Source organism: Bradyrhizobium manausense, assembly GCF_001440035.1.
GTDB lineage: Bacteria > Pseudomonadota > Alphaproteobacteria > Rhizobiales > Xanthobacteraceae > Bradyrhizobium > Bradyrhizobium manausense.
The window spans coordinates 132,607-151,021 of the sequence record NZ_LJYG01000016.1; the positions used below are offsets into that span (position 1 = coordinate 132,607).

An 18,415-nucleotide genomic window follows, 5' to 3' on the forward strand; every position below is an offset into this window, starting at 1 on the left:
GGCTCGTCGAGCAGCTGCTCGATCTGCTTCTCGACGTCGTCGGAAAGCTTGAAACCCTGCGGGCCGAACAGCTTGATGCCGTTGTCCTCGAACAGATTGTGCGAGGCCGAGATCATGACGCCGAGATCGGCGCGCATCGACTTGGTCAGCATCGCCACCGCCGGCGTCGGCATCGGGCCGACCAGCAGCACGTCCATGCCGACCGAGGTGAAGCCCGCGACCATGGCATATTCGATCATGTAGCCTGATAGCCGCGTGTCCTTGCCGATCACGACCCGGTGCCGGTGGTCACCGCGCTGAAACGCAAGGCCGGCGGCCTGGCCGACCTTGAGCGCGAGCTCCGGCGTGATCAGTCCGTTGGCGCGGCCCCGGATCCCGTCCGTCCCGAAATATTTGCGGCTCATCATCGTCCCCCACGCAACAACCAGGGATCCCCACGACAACCTCCGGGTGCCCGAACAGGCCCCGCATCCCTGATTTGCTGGGGACTTTATAATGCCTGGAGGGCTAAATTGGCTTCAAAAAATATGATGAATCATTACGGAACCGGGAACTAGGCTGTCCGGTAACCGGCTGTTAACATTATATTTCCGCTTTTGTCGCCGGAATGAGCCGGAACCGGCCTCACCCCTTCCGCTTCACATGACCATCCTCGCGGCTAGGCGCCGGCTGGGTGACGTTGACGGGATCGGAGCCCGGGAAGGTCTCCTCGAGGCCCTCTTCGAGCGCGTCGTCGAGGGCCTGCTTCTCCTTGATCTGTTCCGGCGAAGGCCCCGTGTGCGGCTTGGTCATCATGGTCCCTCTCGCAAACGATTTGGCTGCGCATCCAACCATGCTAGATGACCCCTCAATCTTCCGATGCAAGACTCTCAAGACAAGATGGGCCGGGAACGTTCATGAAGCACATCACCTGTATCGACGATCTTCGCGCGCTGCATAAGCGCCGCGTGCCGAAGGCATTCTTCGACTATTGCGACCGCGGCTCCTATGCCGAGGAAACGCTGCGGGCTAATCGCGAGGACATGCAAGCCATCAAGTTCCGCCAACGTATCCTGGTCGACGTCTCCAAGCGCGACACCTCGACGACTATTTTGGGCGAGCCCTCGACCATGCCGCTGATCCTGGCGCCAGTCGGGCTGCTCGGCATGCAGCATGGCGACGGCGAGATCCACGCCTGCCGCGCGGCGCAGGCCGCCGGCATCCCGTTCACGCAATCGACCATGTCGATCTGCTCGATCGAGGACATCGCGGCCGCCGTGGACAAGCCGTTCTGGTTCCAGCTCTACGTGATGAAGGACCGCGGCTTCATCAAGGAGCTGATCCAGCGCGCGATCGCCGCCAAGTGCAGTGCGCTGGTTCTCACGGTCGACCTGCAGGTGATCGGCCAGCGCCATGCCGACATCAAGAACGGCATGACGATCCCGCCGGAGTGGACGCTGTCGAAATTCCTGGATTTCGCCACCAAGCCGGCCTGGGTCTCGGGCGTGCTGCAGGGCAAGCGCCGCACCTTCGGCAACATCGCAGGCCACGTGAAGAACACCGAGGACCTCAACCGGCTCGCCGAATGGACGGCCTCGCAGTTCGACACGTCCTTGAACTGGAAAGACGTCGATTGGATCCGGAGCATCTGGCCGGGCAAGCTCATCATCAAGGGCATTCTGGACGTCGAGGACGCCGAGGAAGCGGCCAAGACCGGCGCGCAGGCGCTGGTGGTGTCGAACCATGGCGGCCGTCAGCTCGACGGCGCGCCGTCCTCGATCGAGGTGCTGCCGGAGATCGCGGACGCGGTCGGTGACAAGATGGAGATCATGTTCGACGGCGGCATCCGCTCCGGCCAGGACGTGATGCGCGCGCTCGCGCTCGGCGCCAAGTCGTGCATGATCGGCCGCGCCTATGCCTATGGCCTGGGCGCCGGCGGCCAGGCCGGCGTCGCCAAGGCGATCGACATCATCCAGAAAGAGCTGCTGACCACGATGGGCCTGTGCGGCGTCAACAGGATCGACGAGATCGACGATCACGTGATTGCGGTGTAGCCGCAAGGGCGGTGCCGTAGGGCGGGTTAGCTCAACGGATGGGCGAAGCGCATCCGTTGAGCGTAACCCGCCAACTTCGGTCGGCATTTCCGGAAGCATGGCGGGTTACGGCTTCGCCTAACCCACCCTGCGATGCTAGCGCCCTCACATCGGCGGCAGCTTGCTTCACTTCACATCGGCGGGGTCAGGCCGTCTCTGCCGACGCTGAGGCGGTCGGTCTCGAACGAACCATCGGGCAGTTGCTTCATGAAGGCGATGACCTGGGCGCCGGCCTTCAGTTCCGATTTGTCGCCGGGAACGAAGGTCACCACGGGCGTCATATCGGAGACGAAAACTTTCTTCTCGCCGTCCTTGTACTTCACCAGCAGCGTATGACCGTCATTGCCGACCACGCTCTCCGACACCGTGGCGTTGGTCATGCTGGAATTGGGCTTGAGATCATAGGGCCGCGAGCCCTCGCCGGTGCCGCGCATGTTCTCCGGAAACACATGCACCTCGACGGCATTGTTGCCGCCATCAGGGCCCGGCACGGTGGTGGCGCCGACGAAGGAGCCGACCTTGATGTCGGCGAGCGAGATCCTGGTGACACCGACGACGCGCGCGTCCGGAGCGATATGCAGCTTGACCTCCTCGCCGCTGCGCGACTTGACCTGCAGCATGTCACCATCGGCGTTCTCGATCGTGCCGCGCACGCGGGTCGGCACCGGCGCCTTTTGCGCGACGGCGGCAAAGGTGGAAGCAACCACCATCGCGGCAGCGATGAGCGGGCGCGTGAAACTGTCACGTTGGATCGTCATTGATGTCTCCGATTGTCCCCACGGGGTAGAACGCCGGAGACAGCGCACTATTCTCTCAAGTCTTTGTGAGGTCGGCCTCGACCAAGGCCCGGAGCTCGGCGGTCACCTCGGGCCGCCGGCCGAACCACAGCTCGAAGCCGCGCACCGCCTGGTGCAGCAGCATGCCGAGCCCATCGGCGGTCCGGAGCCCGCGGGCGCGGGCGGCCGCGAGCAGCGGCGTCACCAATGGAACATAGACGAGGTCGGCGACGACGGCGGCTTCCGGCAGACGCGCCACATCGAGCTCGAGCGCGCCCTGGCCATGCATGCCGAGCGAGGTCGTGTTCACGAGAAGTTTTGCACGCGGCAGCACGTCATTGATGCCGTCCCAGGCCAGCGGATGCACGTTCGGCCCGAACTGCGCCGCAAGTGCCTCGGCGTTCGCCAGGGTGCGGTTGGCAAGATGGACATTGGCGAAGCCGCGGTCGAGCAGGCCGAATACCACCGCGCGCGAGGCGCCGCCCGCCCCCAGCACCAGCGCTTCACCGGCCTTGCCCCAGCCCGGCGCGGTGGCGTCGAGATTGCCGAGAAAGCCCTCGACGTCTGTATTGGTCGAGCGCAGCTCTCCATCTTCGAACCACAGCGTGTTGGCGGCGCCCACGGCCCTGGCGCGCGCGTCGGGGGTCGATAGCTCCATCACGCCGACCTTGTGCGGAATGGTGACATTTGCCCCGACAAAGCCGCGCAGCGACAGCCGCAGCACGAAATCGCGCAAATCATCCGGCGGAACGGCCTCGATGACATAGCCACCTGCGATGCCGAGCGTGCGCAGCCAGTAACGATGGATCAGCGGCGAGCGCGAATGCGCGGCCGGCCATCCGATCAGGCAGGCTGCGGGCGGTTTGGGCGTGGTCATCCTTCCCCCGGGTCGTGTTCGAGGGCGATCCATTTCGTGTCCGGCCGGTCCTGTCAAGCGCGCCGGCGCCACGGTGCCGATCAGGCCGCCGGCTCACGGTCTCGTCGGCGACGGGGGCAGCTGCATCTCGCGCGCCCCTGATATCGGCAACCGCACGCGCGATCGTCTCCCGAGAACGACTTTGGATTTCTTCTAAACTCGCAATGACGTGGAGAGGGCGTGGCTCACATAAAGTGCCGCCCTCGTAGAGACAGTCCCTCACGCCTCCCCCTGCCCCTGAGAACGGGGGGAGAGGGAGCGAGAGAGTGGGGCGTCCCTAACCGATCACGCCGCGTGCTGATGCGCGGCGATGATCTGGTCGGCGGCGCGGCCGGTGACTTCGGCCATGTGGTCGAACTGGCGCGTGAAGCTGCCGGCACCGGCGGTGGCCGAACGCAGCTCGACGATCAGCTCGCCGATCTCGGCTTCCGGCATCATGGCGCGAACGCAGTCCCAGCCGCTCCAGCCCTCGCGGGTGTCGAAGCCGAGGATCTGGCCGCGCCGCGCCGACAGGATCGCGTTGATCTTGGCGGTGGCATCGGTCGGACAGACGATCTCGACCATGTGGATCGGCTCCAGCAAGACCGACTGGCATTGCGGCAGGCCTTCGTTGAGCCCGATCCGCGCCGCCGTGCGGAAGGCGAGGTCGGAGGAATCGACGCTGTGATAGGAGCCGTCCGTCAGCGTCACCTCCACATCGGTGACGGGGAAGCCGAGCGGGCCGCGGGCGAGCCCGTCGACAACGCCTTCTTCCACCGCGCCGATATAGTTGCGCGGCACCGCACCGCCGACGACTTTCTCGGCGAACCTGAAACCTTCGCCGCGCGGCAGCGGCCTGATGTCGAGCACGACATCGCCGAACTGGCCGTGACCGCCGGACTGCTTCTTGTGGCGGCCGCGCTGGACGATCGGCTTGCGGATGGTCTCCTGGTAACCGATCGCGGGCGGATGCGAGGTGATCTTGACGCCGAAGCGGTCGCTGAGCCGCTCGCTGGCGACACGCAGGTGCATCTCGCCCTGCCCCCACAGCACGGTGTCGTGGGTCTGGGCATTCTGCACGATGACGAGGGACGGATCCTCCTCGTGCAGCCGCATCAAGGCCTGGCCGAGCTTGACGTCGTCCTTGCGGTCGGTGGCCGCAACCGACATGGCGAGCACCGGCGGCGTCGGCTCCGAGGCCTTGAGCGCAGCCGGCGCGGTCTTGCCGCTCGAGACGGTGTCGCCGGTCTTGACCGCATCGAGCTTGGCGAGCGCCACGGTGTCACCTGCTTCGGCCGAGGCGCGCTTGCTGTCGTAAGCGCCGCTGACGGCGAGGATGCCGGAGACGCGGCCGGCACCACCGGAGGAGGATTGCAGCGTGGCGCCGTCGTCGAGATGGCCGGCGAGCAGCCGCGTCAGCGACAGCTTTCCGCCGTGCTGCGAGTGCAGCGTCTTGAAGACGAAACCGAGCGCGTCCTTCGTGGCGGGCGCGCCGACACGTTTTGCGGTCTCGGCAATGCCCGGCGCCTCATGGCGCAACGCCTTCATCAGACGCAGCACGCCGTTTTCGCGGGCGGCCGCGCCCAGAAGAACCGGGCAGATCAGCCCTTCGCGCAACTCGCGGGCGAGGTCGTCGAACACGGCATCGCGCGGCGGCTGGATGTCCTCGAGCAATTGCTCCATCAGCGCGTCGTCGTGATCGGCGAGCTTTTCCAGCATCGAGAAGCGGGCCTCCTTCTCGCGATCGAGATTGCCGCCGTCGAGCGCAATCACTTCGGAGGCCTTATGCTCGCGATAGATGAACGCACGTTCCAGCGCGAGATCGACAAAGCCCTCGATCAGCTCGCCCTTCCAGATCGGGATCTGGCGCAGCACCAGCGGCACGCGCGAGGCGGGCTGCAGCATCGCGAGCGTCTCGCGGATACGCTTGTTGGCGCGGTCGATCTTGTTGAGGAACAGGAAACGCGGGATCTTCAGCTCCTCCAGCTCGCGCAGGATGATCTGAAGCTGCGGCAGCTTCTTCTCGTCGGCCTCGCACACCACGATGGCGGCGTCGACCGCGGGCAGCGCGGCGCGCATGTCGTGGGCGAACTCGACGGAACCGGGACAATCCAGGAAGGTATAGCTGTCGCCCATGAAACTCGTGGTGGCAGCAGTGAGCCCGACGCTCATCTTGTGATGACGGGCCTCAGGCGTGGCGTCGCCGACCGACGTACCGGCGTCGACGCTGCCGGCGCGCGGGATTGCGCCCGTCCGCGCCAGGATCGCTTCGAGAAGTGTGGTTTTACCTGATTGGAAAGGGCCCACCAGCGCAATGCACCGTGGACCTCGGGGACTTCTGACGTCTTGTCCCATTTCGCCGCCTCCTTGGTGTGGAGCTCGGCCCGTGATTGGGTCGGCAAACGCAGATGCTCTGCCCGTCCCCCAGATTTGGCAAGCGTCAAACGTCGCTGCGGTGCGTCGTCCGTTAGATTAGGTCTCAACGCCCGGTGTTCCAAGCTCTCCCCGTCGGGGAGAGGTAAACGCGGCACCGCCGCTGGCGCAACTTAACGGCCCGGGCGGAGTTCCAGGCTCTCGAGTCCGGCGGCGACGTTGAGGCCGACCTGGCCCTGGACGCTAAGTGGCTGGAGCGCGATCGAATTATTTGAGCCGCCGACCAGCACGTTGCCGCCAAGGCCGACGCCGACCGAGGCGCTGCCCTGCGCGCCGGCGTAATTGCCGGCGAGATCGCCAGGACCGAGCCGGTTCACCGGTGCGAACACGCCCCAGGCGAGCGCCGTCTCCTGGGTGATGCCGAGGTCGAGGCCGACTTTGCGGATCGTCGCGACGTAGCGGTCTTCGGGCAGGCCCTCGGCGCGCAGCACGCAGCCGAGATTGGTGACAGACCCCACCACAAAGCCGACGCTGGCGCCGCCGCGACATTCGAGCACGCCGACCTGCACCAGCCTCTGCTGCTGAGCGTCGCTGCTCGTGACGGAGGCAACGAGGCTGGCGGCAGCGAGCCCGGCGAAGATGAACGAACGGCGCATGAAATATCTCCGGCTATGTGTGATGCGAGCAGAGAGAGCACCCCACCCGTGTTGCGCGATGGTCTATGCCACAACAGCCGCAATGGCGCCAGATCGCACACGATGATAGGCGTGCGAACAAAAAGGCCCGCCAGAGGCGGGCCTTTCCTGAAGTCGGTCGCGACAGGCTCAGCGCAGGTTGCCGCAGAAGCGCTGGATGCGCTTGCAGGCGTCTTCGAGGTCCGAGGTCTTGGTCGCGTAGGAGATGCGGAACGCCGGGCCGAGGCCGAAGGCCGAACCCTGCACGACGGCAACGCCCTCGGTCTCCAGCAGCTCGGTGACGAACTGCTCGTCATTTCCGATCACATTGCCCGACGGCGCCTTCTTGCCGATCGTGCCGGCACAGGAGGGATAGACGTAGAACGCGCCTTCGGGACGTGGGCACTCGATGCCATTGGCCTGGTTCAGCATGGAGACGACGAGGTCGCGACGCTCCTTGAACACCTTGTTGTTGGCGGGGATGAAATCCTGCGGACCGTTCAGCGCTTCCACCGACGCCCATTGCGCGATCGAGCACGGGTTCGAGGTCGACTGCGACTGGATGGTCGACATCGCCTTGATGAGCTGAGCCGGGCCGCCGGCATAGCCGATGCGCCAGCCGGTCATGCAATAGGCTTTCGACACGCCGTTCACGGTGAGCGTGCGGTCGTAAAGGCTGGGCTCGACCTGCGCGACCGTGGTGAACTGGAAGTCGTCATAGACGAGGTGCTCGTACATGTCGTCGGTCATCACCCACACATGCGGATGCTTGACCAGCACGTCGGTGAGCGCCTTCAGCTCGGCGCGCGTATAGGCCGCGCCGGTCGGGTTCGACGGCGAGCACAGGATCACCCATTTGGTCTTCGGCGTGATCGCGCGCTCGAGCGCCTCGGCTCCGAGCTTGAAACCTGATGCCGCGGTACAGACCACCGGCACCGGCTCACCGCCGGCGAGCGCCACCATTTCAGGATAGCTGACCCAATAGGGAGCCGGGATGATCACCTCGTCACCCGGATTGATGGTCGCCATCAGCGCGTTGTAGAGCACCTGCTTGCCGCCGGTGCCGACGATGATCTGGTTCGGCTTGTAGGCGACGCCGTTCTCGCGCTGAAACTTCGCGATGATCGCGTCCTTCAGCTCGGGGATGCCGTCGACCGCGGTGTACTTGGTCTTGCCGGCCTCGATGGCGCGGATCGCCGCGAGCTTGATGTTGGCGGGCGTGTCGAAGTCGGGCTCGCCGGCGCCAAGGCCGATGACGTTGCGGCCCGCCGCTTTCAGCGCGCGTGCTTTATCCGTGACCGCGATGGTCGCGGACGGCTTCACACGGTCGAGCGCAGCGGCAAGGAAGGACATCGTCATCTCCTGACAAGCGTCGTGAACCCATGGGTCGCACGACTCTGATTGTGGGAATGGAGCCACCCTAAAACGTGTGCCGCTGCGCCGCAAGAAACTTCGGCCCGATCTTCAGAAAGTTTACGGGCTTGGAGCGTTTCAAGGCCGGATTTCCCGCAATAATCGGCAACTTTGCCGTCGAAATCGCTCATATCCGGGAAGGCTTGTCCTCGGAGCAATTTTGCGTGTTGCACGCAGATATAATCGAAACGTCGTCATGGCCGGCTTGTCCCGCCTGCGCGGCCGAAGCCGCTTCGGCGAGGCGAAGGCCCGGCCAGCCACGCCTTGCCACACTGGACGAAGAACGTGGAGTGCCCGGGACAAGCCCGGGCATGACGATGACGCGCGTGGTACACGATTGCGCGACGCGATGAGTCTTGCATGTTGACGCAAGCGTGATCTGATTTGCAGCGCGGCGCGAACATGATCTTCCCTCGTGATGCAGTGCGGTAGGGATTTCGAGTTTTTCTATTGCCGAGCCCTTGCGGCGGATTCGCATCGGCATCATTGTTTAGCCGCGGTGCGGGGCAACGCGCGCCGCGCCTTCCATCCTTCGGAATCGAACTCCCAGAATGTACAAGCTCTATTCGATGCAACGCTCGGGCAACAGCTACAAGGTCCGCCTTGCGCTGGCGCTGCTGAACGTACCTTACGAAGCGATCGAGGTGGACATTCTGCGCGGCGAGAGCAAGACGCCGGACTTCCTGGCCAAGAACCCGTCGGGACAAGTGCCGCTGCTCGAGGTCGGCGACAACCGCTATCTCGCCGAGTCCAACGCCATCCTCTGGTATGTCGCCGTCGGCACGCCGCTGGCGCCGGAGAACCGGATCGATCGCGCCGAGGCGCTGCAATGGATGTTCTTCGAGCAGCACGCGCTCGAGCCGAATATCGGCGCCGCCTATTTCTGGCTGTCGCTGGTCAAGGGCGGCCGCGACCTGCAGACCCACGCGCTGGAGGACTGGATGGAGCGCGGCTATGGCGCGCTCCAGGTGATGGAGAACCACCTCAGAACCTGCGACTACTTCGCTGCCCGCCAGCTCACGGTCGCCGACATTGCCCTGTACGGCTACACCCATCTCGCCGACCGCTGCGACTTCGACCTGCAGCCCTTCCCGGCGATCCGGAACTGGCTGAAGCGCGTCGAGGCCGCGCCCGGCTTCGTGGCCATGGATTGGCGCCCCGCCGACATCGACGACCCCGCCAGCATCGCCGCCGGAGCCTGAGATCAGGCGCGGCGTTAAGAAATAGCGGGCATGGCGTTAACCTTTGCCCAATTCCTGCCATATTCAGCGCATCGCCGCCCCAATATTGCCGGTTGAAATTGTGAGATTGTTTGGCGTTGCGGGTGATTCGCTCGCACGTTGAAGGATTTAGACCATGATGCGGGTGTCCGGCACGGTCGGCTTTCAAGGCCAAACCGATACCGTTTCGTCTTCCCGGCTGACCAACGCGGTCGCGGCCTCGCTCGCCGTCGCCGCGCTCTCGCTGTGCCTGATCGTCACCCTCACTGTGCTGTCGACCAAGGCGACCATGGCGATGGGTCTGCCGGTCTGATCCCCGTTTCATCGCGGAATGGCTTCAAGGTGCCGGCGACCCGCGCCCGATGCATCGTGACGGGACAGTGATGAAATCGCCTGTGGTCATCGTTGCAATCACCCTGACGGCGGCCATCCTGGTCGCGGCGTCGCTGTTGATTTTCGTCGGCACCCGCAAGGGGCCCGGGACCTCGACATGGAATGCTCCGGCCCTGCAGCGCATCGAGCACGCGCATTTGGCCTAAAATCATCCGAAAGCTTTGGCGGCGCGGGCAAGCCCTGATTCAGCGCGCCGCGCGAAATCGGGTTGCGCTTGCGCAGCCATGGGACAGTCTGGTGGCCTTATCTCGTTCAGGGAGGAATGAGCAAGGCCCATGCGGTTCGGATGGCGCGCCATGTCCGGTCCCGTGCTGACGGCAGCGATCGCACTGCTGGCGATCCTGCTCGATCGCGATGCTCCCGCTCTCTCGCTCGCGCCGCTGTTCGTCGGCATCGTGGCGCTGGCCGGGTCGCTTTCCGGCTTTGCATCCGCACTCGGCAGCGCCGTTATCGCCGTGATCGGTGCGGTGCTGCTCGCGCTCGGCCATCGCGCCGCGCTGGGCTTTGCCGCGAGCGAACTCGTGCAGCTTTCCCTGCTCGCGCTGACGACCACCGGCACCGCGGCCGTCACCGGATTGGTGCGCGAGCGGCTGCTCGATGCCTTCGCTGCCGAGCGGCGCAACCACGCCACTGCCGCGCGGCTGTCGGCCGCGCTCGACCAGGTCGATATCGGCATCGTGCTGCTCGATGCGGAGACCCGCGCCGAATTCATCAACCGCGCATTTCGCAAATATTTTGCGTTGCCGGACGAGATGGCCGAGGACAAGCCGCCCTTCATCGCACTGATGTATCACGGCCGCGACACCGGCGCGTTCGAATTGCCGCAGGACGAGCTCGGCGTCTTCATCGCGCAGCGCATGGAGATGGTGCGGACCGGCGATGCCACGCCGATCAATATCGCCTTGCGCAATGGCAAGGTGCTGCGCTTCGTCTGCACTGCGCTGCCCGACGGCGGCCGCATGCTGAGCTACACGCCGGTGACCGACCTCGTGCGCCACACCGACGCGCCCGAACGCGCCGACTATTATCGCTCGCTGCGCGATCCGACGGGGCAGAAACTGATCCGCCATTTGGGCGTCGCGGAGTGATGATGCGCTGCGGCGCGATTGATCCGCACCGCGATGATCCCGTATGAAGGATGCCTCATCGCCCCACGGATTTCCTAGATGTCGCTCACCATTCGCTCCGTCGCCCGGCAGGACTACGACCAATGGCTGCCGCTGTGGGACGGCTACAACGCCTTCTACGGCCGCTCCGGTCCGACCGCGCTCGCGCCCGAGATCACTGAGATGACCTGGCAGCGCTTCTTCGATGCCTATGAGCCGGTGCATGGATTGGTCGCCGAGAGCGACGGCAAGCTGCTCGGGCTGACGCACTACCTGTTCCACCGCAGCACCACGGCGATCGAGCCCTCGTGCTATCTGCAGGACCTGTTCACGCTTCCAGCCGCGCGCGGCAAGGGCGTCGCCTCGGCGCTGATCTACGGCGTCTATGAGCGTGCAAAACTCGCGGGATCGCCGCGCGTCTACTGGCAGACGCACGAGACCAACACCACCGCGCAGAGCCTGTACGACAAGGTCGCAGAACGCTCCGGCTTCATCGTCTATCGCAAGATATTCTGACTTTCGGGGCCTGTGGATAACTCCAGATGTCACCGGCGCGTAACACGCCGGGACTATCCTGCAGTCGCGTCTGATCAGGCCCCCCCGTCACCGATCAAGCGCCCCAAGCGGCCCCCGTGAGTCGCCGCGTCTACGGGGGCCGCATTTTTTTGCCTGCCGCTTGTTGTCGGCATGGCTGCAACGCGAGGCCAGGCGCTTGCCGCTGCAGCGCACCGCGGTCACAATGGCCGCCGGCTCTCGTCTGACAGGATCTCCCATGGAAATTCGCAATCTCGGCGGCTCCGGCCTGCGCGTGTCCGCGGTCGGGCTCGGCTGCAACAATTTCGGCCAGCGCACCGATCTGGAAACCTCGCGCAAGGTGATCCACCGGGCGATCGACCTCGGCATCACGCTGTTCGACACCGCCGACATCTATGCCGGCATGGGCGGTTCGGAGACGGTGCTGGGCACGGTGCTCGGCGACCGCCGCAAGGACATCGTGCTCGCAACCAAATATTCCAAGCCGATGGCGACCGACGGCACCAAGCAGGGCGCCTCGCGCCGCTACATCATGAATGCGGTCGAGGCCAGCCTGACGCGGCTCAAGACCGACTACATCGATCTCTACCAGCAGCATGATTACGATCCGCTGACGCCGCTGGAAGAGACGCTGCGCGCGCTCGACGATCTCGTCCGCCAGGGCAAGGTCCGCTATATCGGCCATTCCAACTTTCCGGCGTGGCGGATCGCGGAGGCCGAGTTCACCGCGCGCGCGATGAATGTGAGCCGCTTCGTCTCGGCGCAGGACGAGTACAGCCTCGTGGTCCGCGACATCGAGAAGGATCTGCTGCCCGCAGCAACGGAATACAGGCTCGGCCTCCTGCCGTTCTTCCCGCTCGCAAGCGGCCTGCTGACCGGCAAGTACCAGCGCGGCGCGACCGCCCCCGCCGACACCCGCTTCGGCAAGGTGCCGGCGCTGCGCGAGCGCTATGTCACGCCGCGCAACGAGGACGTCGTCGAAAAGCTGCAGGCCTTTGCCAAGGCGCGCGGCCATTCCATGCTCGAGCTCGCCTTCTCCTGGCTGGCCGGCCGCCCGCAAGTGTCGAGCGTGATCGCCGGCGCCACCCGCGTCGAGCAGGTCGAGCAGAACGTCAAGGCGATCGCCTGGCAGCTCACGGCCGAGGATCTCGCCGAGATCGACAGGATTACGAAGGGGTGATCTAGCGGCGCGTTACTTCGCGGCGCGTTACTTGGCGCCGCGTTACTTGGCGCCGCGTCCCACCGTCTGCATCACCTCAAAGCCCTCGAACTGGGGATGGCCGAGGTAAAGCGGCTTGTTGTCGCCGGCCCGGTGATGCGCGGCGCGAAACGCTTCCGATTTGGTCCAGGCGTCGAACGCGGCGTGATTGGCCCATACGGTATGTGACGCGTACAGCGTGTGGTCCTCGAGCTCGGGGCCACGCAGCAGATGGAATTCGACGAAGCCGGGCACCTTGTCCAGATGCGTGTCGCGCGTGAGCCAGACCTGCTCGAAGGCGGCCTCGGAGCCCTTGGCGACGCGGAAGCGGTTCATGGCGATGTACATGGGCGATTCTCCTGATGTTTCGCCAATCATGTCGTCATTCCGGGATGCGCCGCAAGGCGCAGGCCCGGAATCCATTTGGCGACAGAACCAGTGGATGAATGGATTCCGGGCTCGCGCTTCGCGCGCCCCGGAATGACAGTTAGGCAACCAGCCCCTTCATCGGCTTTGCGCCTGCACTGTCCGGGAACACGGTCTGGGCCAGCACCTGATCGGACAGGCCGAACTGGCCCTGCAGCACGCCTTTGATCACGGAGCGCAAATCGGTGGTGGGCTTGAGGTCGCGGCCCTCATAGAGGTTGGCAGGCCTGAGCCCGGGCCAGTCGGAGATGACGCGGCCGCCTTTCACGGCGCCGCCGGCGAGCAGGGCGATGGTGCCGGTGCCGTGGTCGGTGCCGTCGGTGCCGTTGATGCGCGCGGTGCGGCCGAACTCGGTGGCGACCACGACGACGGTGTCGCGCCAGCGATCGCCAAGGCCGCTTTCGAATTCGGCGAGCGCGCCGTCGAGACCGCCGAGCAGGAAGGCGAGGCGTCCGACCGGGCCGCCTTCGTTGGCGTGCGTATCCCAGCCGTCGAAGGCGAGCGCGGCGATGCGCGGACCGTCATCGGCGGCCATCAGCTTGGCCGCGCCGCGCGCGACCTGACGCATCTGGGCGACCTGGTTGCCCGGCTTCGGCTTCATGTCGTCGCCGCTCGCGGCCTTCTCCAGCTGCAGGCCCTGCGTCAGCGCCGCGGCGAGCGCGGGATCGCGATGACGGTAGAGATCGACGAGGCGCATCGCGGTGTCGTCGTCGGCCTGCGGCAGCGCGACCGGCGCCCAGCCGACCGTCGGCGCATTGCCGCGCAGCACCAGCGGCGTGGTGGGACCGACCGCGAGCCCGCTCGACACGCGCTCGCCGCGCGGCAGCGCTTCCAGCGCGCGATTGAGCCAGCCGGACTGCACGCGGCCCGGCCCCGCATAACCGCTCTCGAGCACGTCCTGGCCGTCGAAATGCGAGCGGTCGCGATAGGGCGTCGAGACAGCGTGGATCACCGCGGCATGCTGGTCGCGATACATGCGCGCAAATTCCGGCATCGCCGGATGCAGCGCGAAGAAGGAATCGAGCTTCGTCGCGGCATGCGCGCCGTCCGCCGTCAGCGCGATCGAACCGTGCAGGCCGGCATAATCAGGGTCGCCGATCGGCGCGACGGTGGCGAGCCCGTCGAGCGCGCCGCGCAGGATCACCACGACCAGGCGTGGGTCGCGACCGTCGGCGGCGCGCGCGAATTTCGGCAAGTAGGCCCAGGCGGCGAAGGAGGCACCGCCGAGCAGAAGGCCGCGGCGCGAGGTGAGGAGCCGGTTTTCGACGCAGTCGATCATCTTCATCTCCTCTGCAGTTCGGGCGACATCAACAGCAGGGCCAGGGCCTGCTGGCGCGATTCGGCGCGCTCGATCGTCCTGCGCGTTTCGACGGAGGCCGCATCAGCGGCGGCGAATTCGAGCAGATCGAGCGGATCGATGTTGGGCCCGAGCCGCGCGCTCATCTGCGAGGCGATGTCGAGCCGCAGCTTCATGCCCTCGGGCGCCGCCCAGGCCGCAGCCGTATCAGGGAAGCCATTGGGACCGGCCGGCGACCATAGCGGCTGGCCGAGCAAATTGAGGCTGTTGAGATACGGGCCGGGATCCTCCGGCACGCGCGCGAGGAGCCGGCCGCTCGCAACCAGGAAATCGTAAGGCGAGCGCATCTTGGTGAGCGGCGCCTTCCATGCCTCGTCGGAATCGACCAGCGCGGTCGCGAGCGCCTTGAGGTCGCCGTCGGTCCTGACGAAGACATCGCGCAAGCGCGCCACCAGCGCCGGCGGCGGATCGTCGGCGACGAAGTGGCGCACGAATTTTGTGGCGATGAAATTCGCGGTCGACGGATGGCGCGCAATGTCGGCGAGCGCGGCTTCGCCCTGCGCCAGACCGGTCGCCTCATAGGTCTTGCCGAGCAGCAGCTGCGGCCCGGGCTGATGCGCATTGGCGTTGAACACGAACGACCCGGGCGCCCCGAGCTGCCCCTGCCGGCCGGCAAAGGTCCAGCCGGTGATGATGCGCGCGAGCGAGGTGACGTCCTCCTGCGTATAGCCGCCGCCGACGCCGAGCGTATGCAGCTCCATGATCTCGCGCGCGAGATTTTCGTTGAGCCCGCGCTTGCGGTTCTGGCCTGCGCGCGAATCCGGCCCGAGCGATTGCTGATTGTCGAGGAAGAACAGCATCGCCGGATGCTGCTCCACCGCCTTCAGCAAGTCGGCGAAGCGCCCGAGCACATGTGGGCGGATCGCCTCGCGCTCGAACGCGCCGGCCCACATCCGCGCCAGTTCGCCCTTGCTCGCGGAGATGCAGAAATGATTGGACCAGAACACGACGAGGCGCTCGGTGAAGCCGCAATCGACCATCATCGCGCGCTGCAACCGCGCCAGCGCCTCAGCGCGAAACGTCTTCTGGATCACGTTGAGGGGCTGCTGCGGCTGTTTTGCAGCAGCAGGTGCCGCAGCGTTGGGCTGCATGGCCTCGGGCTTCGCCTCCGCCATCTGCCGACCTGATATCTCGCTCGCCACCGTGTTGAGCGAGAGATTGCGGCGCAATTGGTTGTCGGGCTTCTGGTCCGCGGGCGGCGTCGGCGCCGGCGCTTCGGTCGGCGCCACGGCCTTCGCGGCCTCGCGCGCCTGCTTGACCTCGTCCTGATAGGCGAACACGGCCTGCCCGAGTTGCGGCGTCGATTGCAGGCCCGGCGCCTCCAGCAGCGCGCCAAGGGGGCGCGCCAGCTCCGCCTTCACGAAGCCGCGTGGATCGGAGGCCGCATTGATGAGATCGCCGGATGCGCCGCCGCGCGGCCCGAAGCCGAAGCGGTTCAGCGCGACGAGAGCGGCTTGGGAATCGCGGGCCATCGATTTGTCCTCCGCGCCTTGCCAACCACTTCCATGGCCTGCGCGCGGCGCCTAATATACCGCGGCGAGAGATGAACCCGACATGAAAATGACGGCAAAGCTTCGACGTAAATCATGACAAATCCGAAAGAAATCACGATTGCGCAACCGGCTCCGCGCCGCCTTCCCTGTTCCCGCTGCGGCACCGAGTTCGGCTGCGATCTGTCGGGCAATTGCTGGTGCGCGGAGGAGACGGCCAAGCTGCCGATGCCGGTGAAGGGCGAGGATTGCTTGTGCCGGGAATGCTTGCGCAAGGCGGCGGTGCGTAGCCCGGATGGAGCGCAAGCGTAATCCGGGGCCGTCATCGCTTGTGGCGCGATTCCCGGATTGCGCTGCGCTCCATCCGGGCTACGAAACCTACACCGCATACCCTGGCGACTTCCTTGCCATGCCGTCGAATGCATCGAGCAGCTTCTCGCGCCAGGCATAGACCGGATCATCCGCCTCGAGCAGCTTGAACGGGCTCACCACGCGCGCCCATTGGAAACCGCCGAACACGATGTAGTCGGCGTAGTTCGGCGCGGCTCCGCCCAGATAGGGCTGAGACTTGAACGTCTGCCGCATGATCTCCAGCGATTTGCGGAACGCGACGACGCCGGTGTCGCGGCTCGCCATGATCTCTTCCAGCGTCTTGCCGCCGAAGCGGGCTTCACGCGACGAGCGGAAATAGGCGGCATCGACCTCGGCGAGGTTGTTCGGGATGTCGGCGATGATGAGCGGAAAGATGCCGCCGATGATGGCGATGTCGCCCCACGCATTGATCATGCGCGCCATGGCGCGACCGCCCTCGCCGCCGAACGGCGAGGGACGATCGGGAAAATTGTCTTCGAGATATCCAGCGATCGCCCAGGAATCGACCACGGGCCTGTCGTGATGCAGCAGCACCGGAACCCTCTCCGAGCCGTGCGGCGCGATCGCGCTCTTCTCGGTGAAGCGCCACGGCAGCGATTGCGCCGTCAGCCCCTTATGGGCCAGCGCCATCCGCGTGCGCCAGCAATACGGGCTGAAGGGACGTGAGGCATCGGTGCCGACGAGTTCGTAGAGCTTGAGCGACATGCAGGGTCTCCACAGGCTCCGTCATTGCGAGGAGCTCTTGCGACGAAGCAATCCAGACTGCTTCCGCGGAGGCATTCTGGATTGCTTCGCTGACGCTCGCAATGACGATGTGGGGACAGAAGCGCTCTGCCAACTACCGCCCGTTGGCGCGCAGCAGCTTCTCCCCGTCTTCCGTCACGGCAATGACGAGCCCGAGGCCTGGCACCGTCTCGCGCGCGACGAAGCCGCGGTCGGCGGCGTCCTCCCAGATGGTGAGGCGCGGGCACGAGGTCTTCCAGGTCGAGATCACCTCGGCATAGGCGCGCGGCTCGCGTGCGATCCATTCGACGAAATCAAGCACCAGCGGGTCGGCCTCACAGCTCATTGCAAACCTCCCTTGTCGAAGGCGGCCAATACCGGCGTGCGAACCAAGAGCCAGCAGCCATAAGCGATGTAATAGCAGGCGATGGTGGTGATCAGCTTGTTCGACCAGGCGATGAATTGCTGGTCGGTCATGGCTTCGAGAAGGCGCCGCGCCAGCGTGGTGCCGAGCATCGAGGCGAGGATTGCGACGCCGGCCAGAACCGGATCGAGCGAGGCGGCCTGGTCGATGATGCCGCCGAAATAGATCAGCTTGGTGAAATGGCTGACGAGCTGGCACATCGCCTTGGTCGCCACCTTCTCGCGCCGGCCGAAATCGCCGCCGAGGAAGAAGGTGTCGAGCAGCGGACCGGAGACCCCGGTCATCAGCATCAGGCCCATGCAGATCGTGCCATAGACCGTGCCCTGCCAGAGCTGATCAGGATCGGGCTTGATATTCGCAGGCAACAGCCGCGCCATGAACGGCGTGGCGCCGAGCAGCAAAAGCGCCGTCGGCTTGTCCGGCACGTAGCGCGTGAGCGACCATGCCCCGAGCGCGATGGCAGCGCCGACCATGTAGTTTGCGACCGGCCGCCAGCGGATATGCGCCCGCCACAGGAACGCGCGCCAGCCATTCGAGGCCATCTGCGTGATCGCATGCAGCACCATGGCGGTCGGCAGCGGCATCAGGGCCAGCAGCACGCCGATCAGGATCAGCCCGCCCGCCATGCCGAACAGCCCCGACAGGAACGCGGTGGCGACCATCAGCAATCCAAGGGCAGCGATCATGATGGGCGTCACCTGGGGATTCTCCTGTGATGGGGCGGCGAAAGCGAGGGACGCAGACTGCCCATTCCCCCTCGCCACGCTTCTCTCCCCGCACGCGGGGAGGGGCAAGGTGAAGGTGCCTCGCTTGCCGCGGCTGCGCAAACTGAGTTATCTTGGCCTGGCATCAGCTTTCCTGAGGGTCCCTTGCGGCGGCTGCTCTTTCTCAACGGCATCAAGGCATTCGAGGCGGCGGCGCGGACCGGCAGCTTTGCCGCCGCCGGGATCGAGCTGAACGTCTCGGCGG

At 65.6% G+C, this 18,415-nt stretch carries 20 protein-coding genes and 2 pseudogenes; 9 read left to right on the plus strand and 13 right to left on the minus strand.

The genetic code is table 11. The annotated features are described in order from the left end of the window. Nucleotides 1–404, minus strand: a pseudogene (gene glmM / locus AOQ71_RS47060) (phosphoglucosamine mutase); the annotation flags it as partial. 220 nt (nt 405–624) lie between these two features. Then, a complete protein-coding gene (locus tag AOQ71_RS44705; protein WP_157083350.1) occupies nt 625–795 on the minus strand; it encodes a hypothetical protein in 171 nt (56 codons plus the stop codon). 101 nt (nt 796–896) lie between these two features. Between AOQ71_RS44705 and AOQ71_RS03090 the strand changes: the two genes are divergently transcribed. Next, nucleotides 897–2,033, plus strand: coding sequence for an alpha-hydroxy acid oxidase (locus tag AOQ71_RS03090; RefSeq protein ID WP_057741527.1), 1,137 nt, complete (start codon nt 897–899; stop codon nt 2,031–2,033). A 170-nt stretch (nt 2,034–2,203) separates the two neighbouring features. Here AOQ71_RS03090 and AOQ71_RS03095 read toward each other — a convergent pair whose 3' ends face one another. The 5 genes from AOQ71_RS03095 to AOQ71_RS03115 form a co-directional block, all read right to left on the minus strand. Then, entirely contained in the window at nt 2,204–2,830 is a 627-nt protein-coding gene (locus AOQ71_RS03095; protein WP_057741530.1) for a hypothetical protein, read from the minus strand. A 55-nt stretch (nt 2,831–2,885) separates the two neighbouring features. Then, nucleotides 2,886–3,725 (minus strand): shikimate dehydrogenase, encoded by an 840-nt coding sequence (locus AOQ71_RS03100; protein ID WP_057741532.1) that lies wholly within the window; start codon nt 3,723–3,725, stop codon nt 2,886–2,888. A gap of 324 nt (nt 3,726–4,049) precedes the next feature. Then, entirely contained in the window at nt 4,050–6,098 is a 2,049-nt protein-coding gene (locus AOQ71_RS03105) for an elongation factor G (protein ID WP_057741535.1), read from the minus strand. A 191-nt stretch (nt 6,099–6,289) separates the two neighbouring features. Then, nucleotides 6,290–6,772 (minus strand): DUF992 domain-containing protein, encoded by a 483-nt coding sequence (locus tag AOQ71_RS03110; RefSeq protein WP_057741537.1) that lies wholly within the window; start codon nt 6,770–6,772, stop codon nt 6,290–6,292. 168 nt (nt 6,773–6,940) lie between these two features. Then, on the minus strand, nt 6,941–8,143 hold the full coding sequence (locus tag AOQ71_RS03115; RefSeq protein ID WP_057741950.1) for a pyridoxal phosphate-dependent aminotransferase: 1,203 nt from the start codon (nt 8,141–8,143) through the stop codon (nt 6,941–6,943). A gap of 611 nt (nt 8,144–8,754) precedes the next feature. Between AOQ71_RS03115 and AOQ71_RS03120 the strand changes: the two genes are divergently transcribed. The 6 genes from AOQ71_RS03120 (at nt 8,755) to AOQ71_RS03135 (ending at nt 12,636) form a co-directional block, all read left to right on the plus strand. After that, complete coding sequence (locus tag AOQ71_RS03120; RefSeq protein WP_057741539.1) at nt 8,755–9,405, plus strand: glutathione S-transferase family protein; 651 nt, start codon at nt 8,755–8,757, stop codon at nt 9,403–9,405. A 154-nt stretch (nt 9,406–9,559) separates the two neighbouring features. Beyond that, complete coding sequence (locus tag AOQ71_RS46195; protein WP_167353959.1) at nt 9,560–9,736, plus strand: hypothetical protein; 177 nt, start codon at nt 9,560–9,562, stop codon at nt 9,734–9,736. Nucleotides 9,737–9,806: 70 nt separating this feature from the next. Then, nucleotides 9,807–9,962: a hypothetical protein gene (locus tag AOQ71_RS46200; RefSeq protein ID WP_083513889.1), complete on the plus strand. Its 156-nt coding sequence runs from the start codon at nt 9,807–9,809 to the stop codon at nt 9,960–9,962. Nucleotides 9,963–10,091: 129 nt separating this feature from the next. Then, complete coding sequence (locus tag AOQ71_RS03125) at nt 10,092–10,904, plus strand: PAS domain-containing protein (RefSeq protein ID WP_057741542.1); 813 nt, start codon at nt 10,092–10,094, stop codon at nt 10,902–10,904. A 78-nt stretch (nt 10,905–10,982) separates the two neighbouring features. Continuing rightward, complete coding sequence (locus AOQ71_RS03130) at nt 10,983–11,438, plus strand: GNAT family N-acetyltransferase (protein ID WP_057741543.1); 456 nt, start codon at nt 10,983–10,985, stop codon at nt 11,436–11,438. A gap of 256 nt (nt 11,439–11,694) precedes the next feature. After that, complete coding sequence (locus AOQ71_RS03135) at nt 11,695–12,636, plus strand: aldo/keto reductase (RefSeq protein ID WP_057741546.1); 942 nt, start codon at nt 11,695–11,697, stop codon at nt 12,634–12,636. 42 nt (nt 12,637–12,678) lie between these two features. Here AOQ71_RS03135 and hmuQ read toward each other — a convergent pair whose 3' ends face one another. The 3 genes from hmuQ to AOQ71_RS03150 all read right to left on the minus strand — a co-directional run bounded on the left by hmuQ (nt 12,679) and on the right by AOQ71_RS03150 (nt 15,909). After that, the gene (hmuQ, locus tag AOQ71_RS03140; RefSeq protein ID WP_057741548.1) at nt 12,679–13,002 is read right to left on the minus strand and encodes a heme-degrading protein HmuQ; all 324 of its coding nucleotides are present in this window, start codon (nt 13,000–13,002) and stop codon (nt 12,679–12,681) included. A gap of 139 nt (nt 13,003–13,141) precedes the next feature. After that, the gene (locus tag AOQ71_RS03145) at nt 13,142–14,359 is read right to left on the minus strand and encodes a DUF1501 domain-containing protein (protein ID WP_057741955.1); all 1,218 of its coding nucleotides are present in this window, start codon (nt 14,357–14,359) and stop codon (nt 13,142–13,144) included. A 2-nt stretch (nt 14,360–14,361) separates the two neighbouring features. After that, nucleotides 14,362–15,909 (minus strand): DUF1800 domain-containing protein, encoded by a 1,548-nt coding sequence (locus AOQ71_RS03150; RefSeq protein ID WP_057741550.1) that lies wholly within the window; start codon nt 15,907–15,909, stop codon nt 14,362–14,364. 114 nt (nt 15,910–16,023) lie between these two features. Between AOQ71_RS03150 and AOQ71_RS47065 the strand changes: the two genes are divergently transcribed. Beyond that, nucleotides 16,024–16,239 (plus strand): cysteine-rich CWC family protein, encoded by a 216-nt coding sequence (locus AOQ71_RS47065; protein WP_057741552.1) that lies wholly within the window; start codon nt 16,024–16,026, stop codon nt 16,237–16,239. A 66-nt stretch (nt 16,240–16,305) separates the two neighbouring features. Here the strand turns inward: AOQ71_RS47065 and AOQ71_RS03160 are convergent, their stop codons facing one another. The 3 genes from AOQ71_RS03160 to AOQ71_RS03170 form a co-directional block, all read right to left on the minus strand. Further along, nucleotides 16,306–17,004: a glutathione S-transferase family protein gene (locus AOQ71_RS03160; RefSeq protein WP_057741555.1), complete on the minus strand. Its 699-nt coding sequence runs from the start codon at nt 17,002–17,004 to the stop codon at nt 16,306–16,308. Nucleotides 17,005–17,137: 133 nt separating this feature from the next. Further along, the gene (locus tag AOQ71_RS03165; RefSeq protein ID WP_057741557.1) at nt 17,138–17,368 is read right to left on the minus strand and encodes a hypothetical protein; all 231 of its coding nucleotides are present in this window, start codon (nt 17,366–17,368) and stop codon (nt 17,138–17,140) included. Next, on the minus strand, nt 17,365–18,144 hold the full coding sequence (locus AOQ71_RS03170; RefSeq protein WP_057741558.1) for a sulfite exporter TauE/SafE family protein: 780 nt from the start codon (nt 18,142–18,144) through the stop codon (nt 17,365–17,367). Before AOQ71_RS03170 ends, AOQ71_RS03165 begins: the two co-directional genes overlap by 4 nt. Before the next feature lie 171 nt (nt 18,145–18,315). Between AOQ71_RS03170 and AOQ71_RS47070 the strand changes: the two are divergent. Continuing rightward, a pseudogene (locus tag AOQ71_RS47070) lies at nt 18,316–18,415 on the plus strand (LysR family transcriptional regulator); the annotation flags it as partial.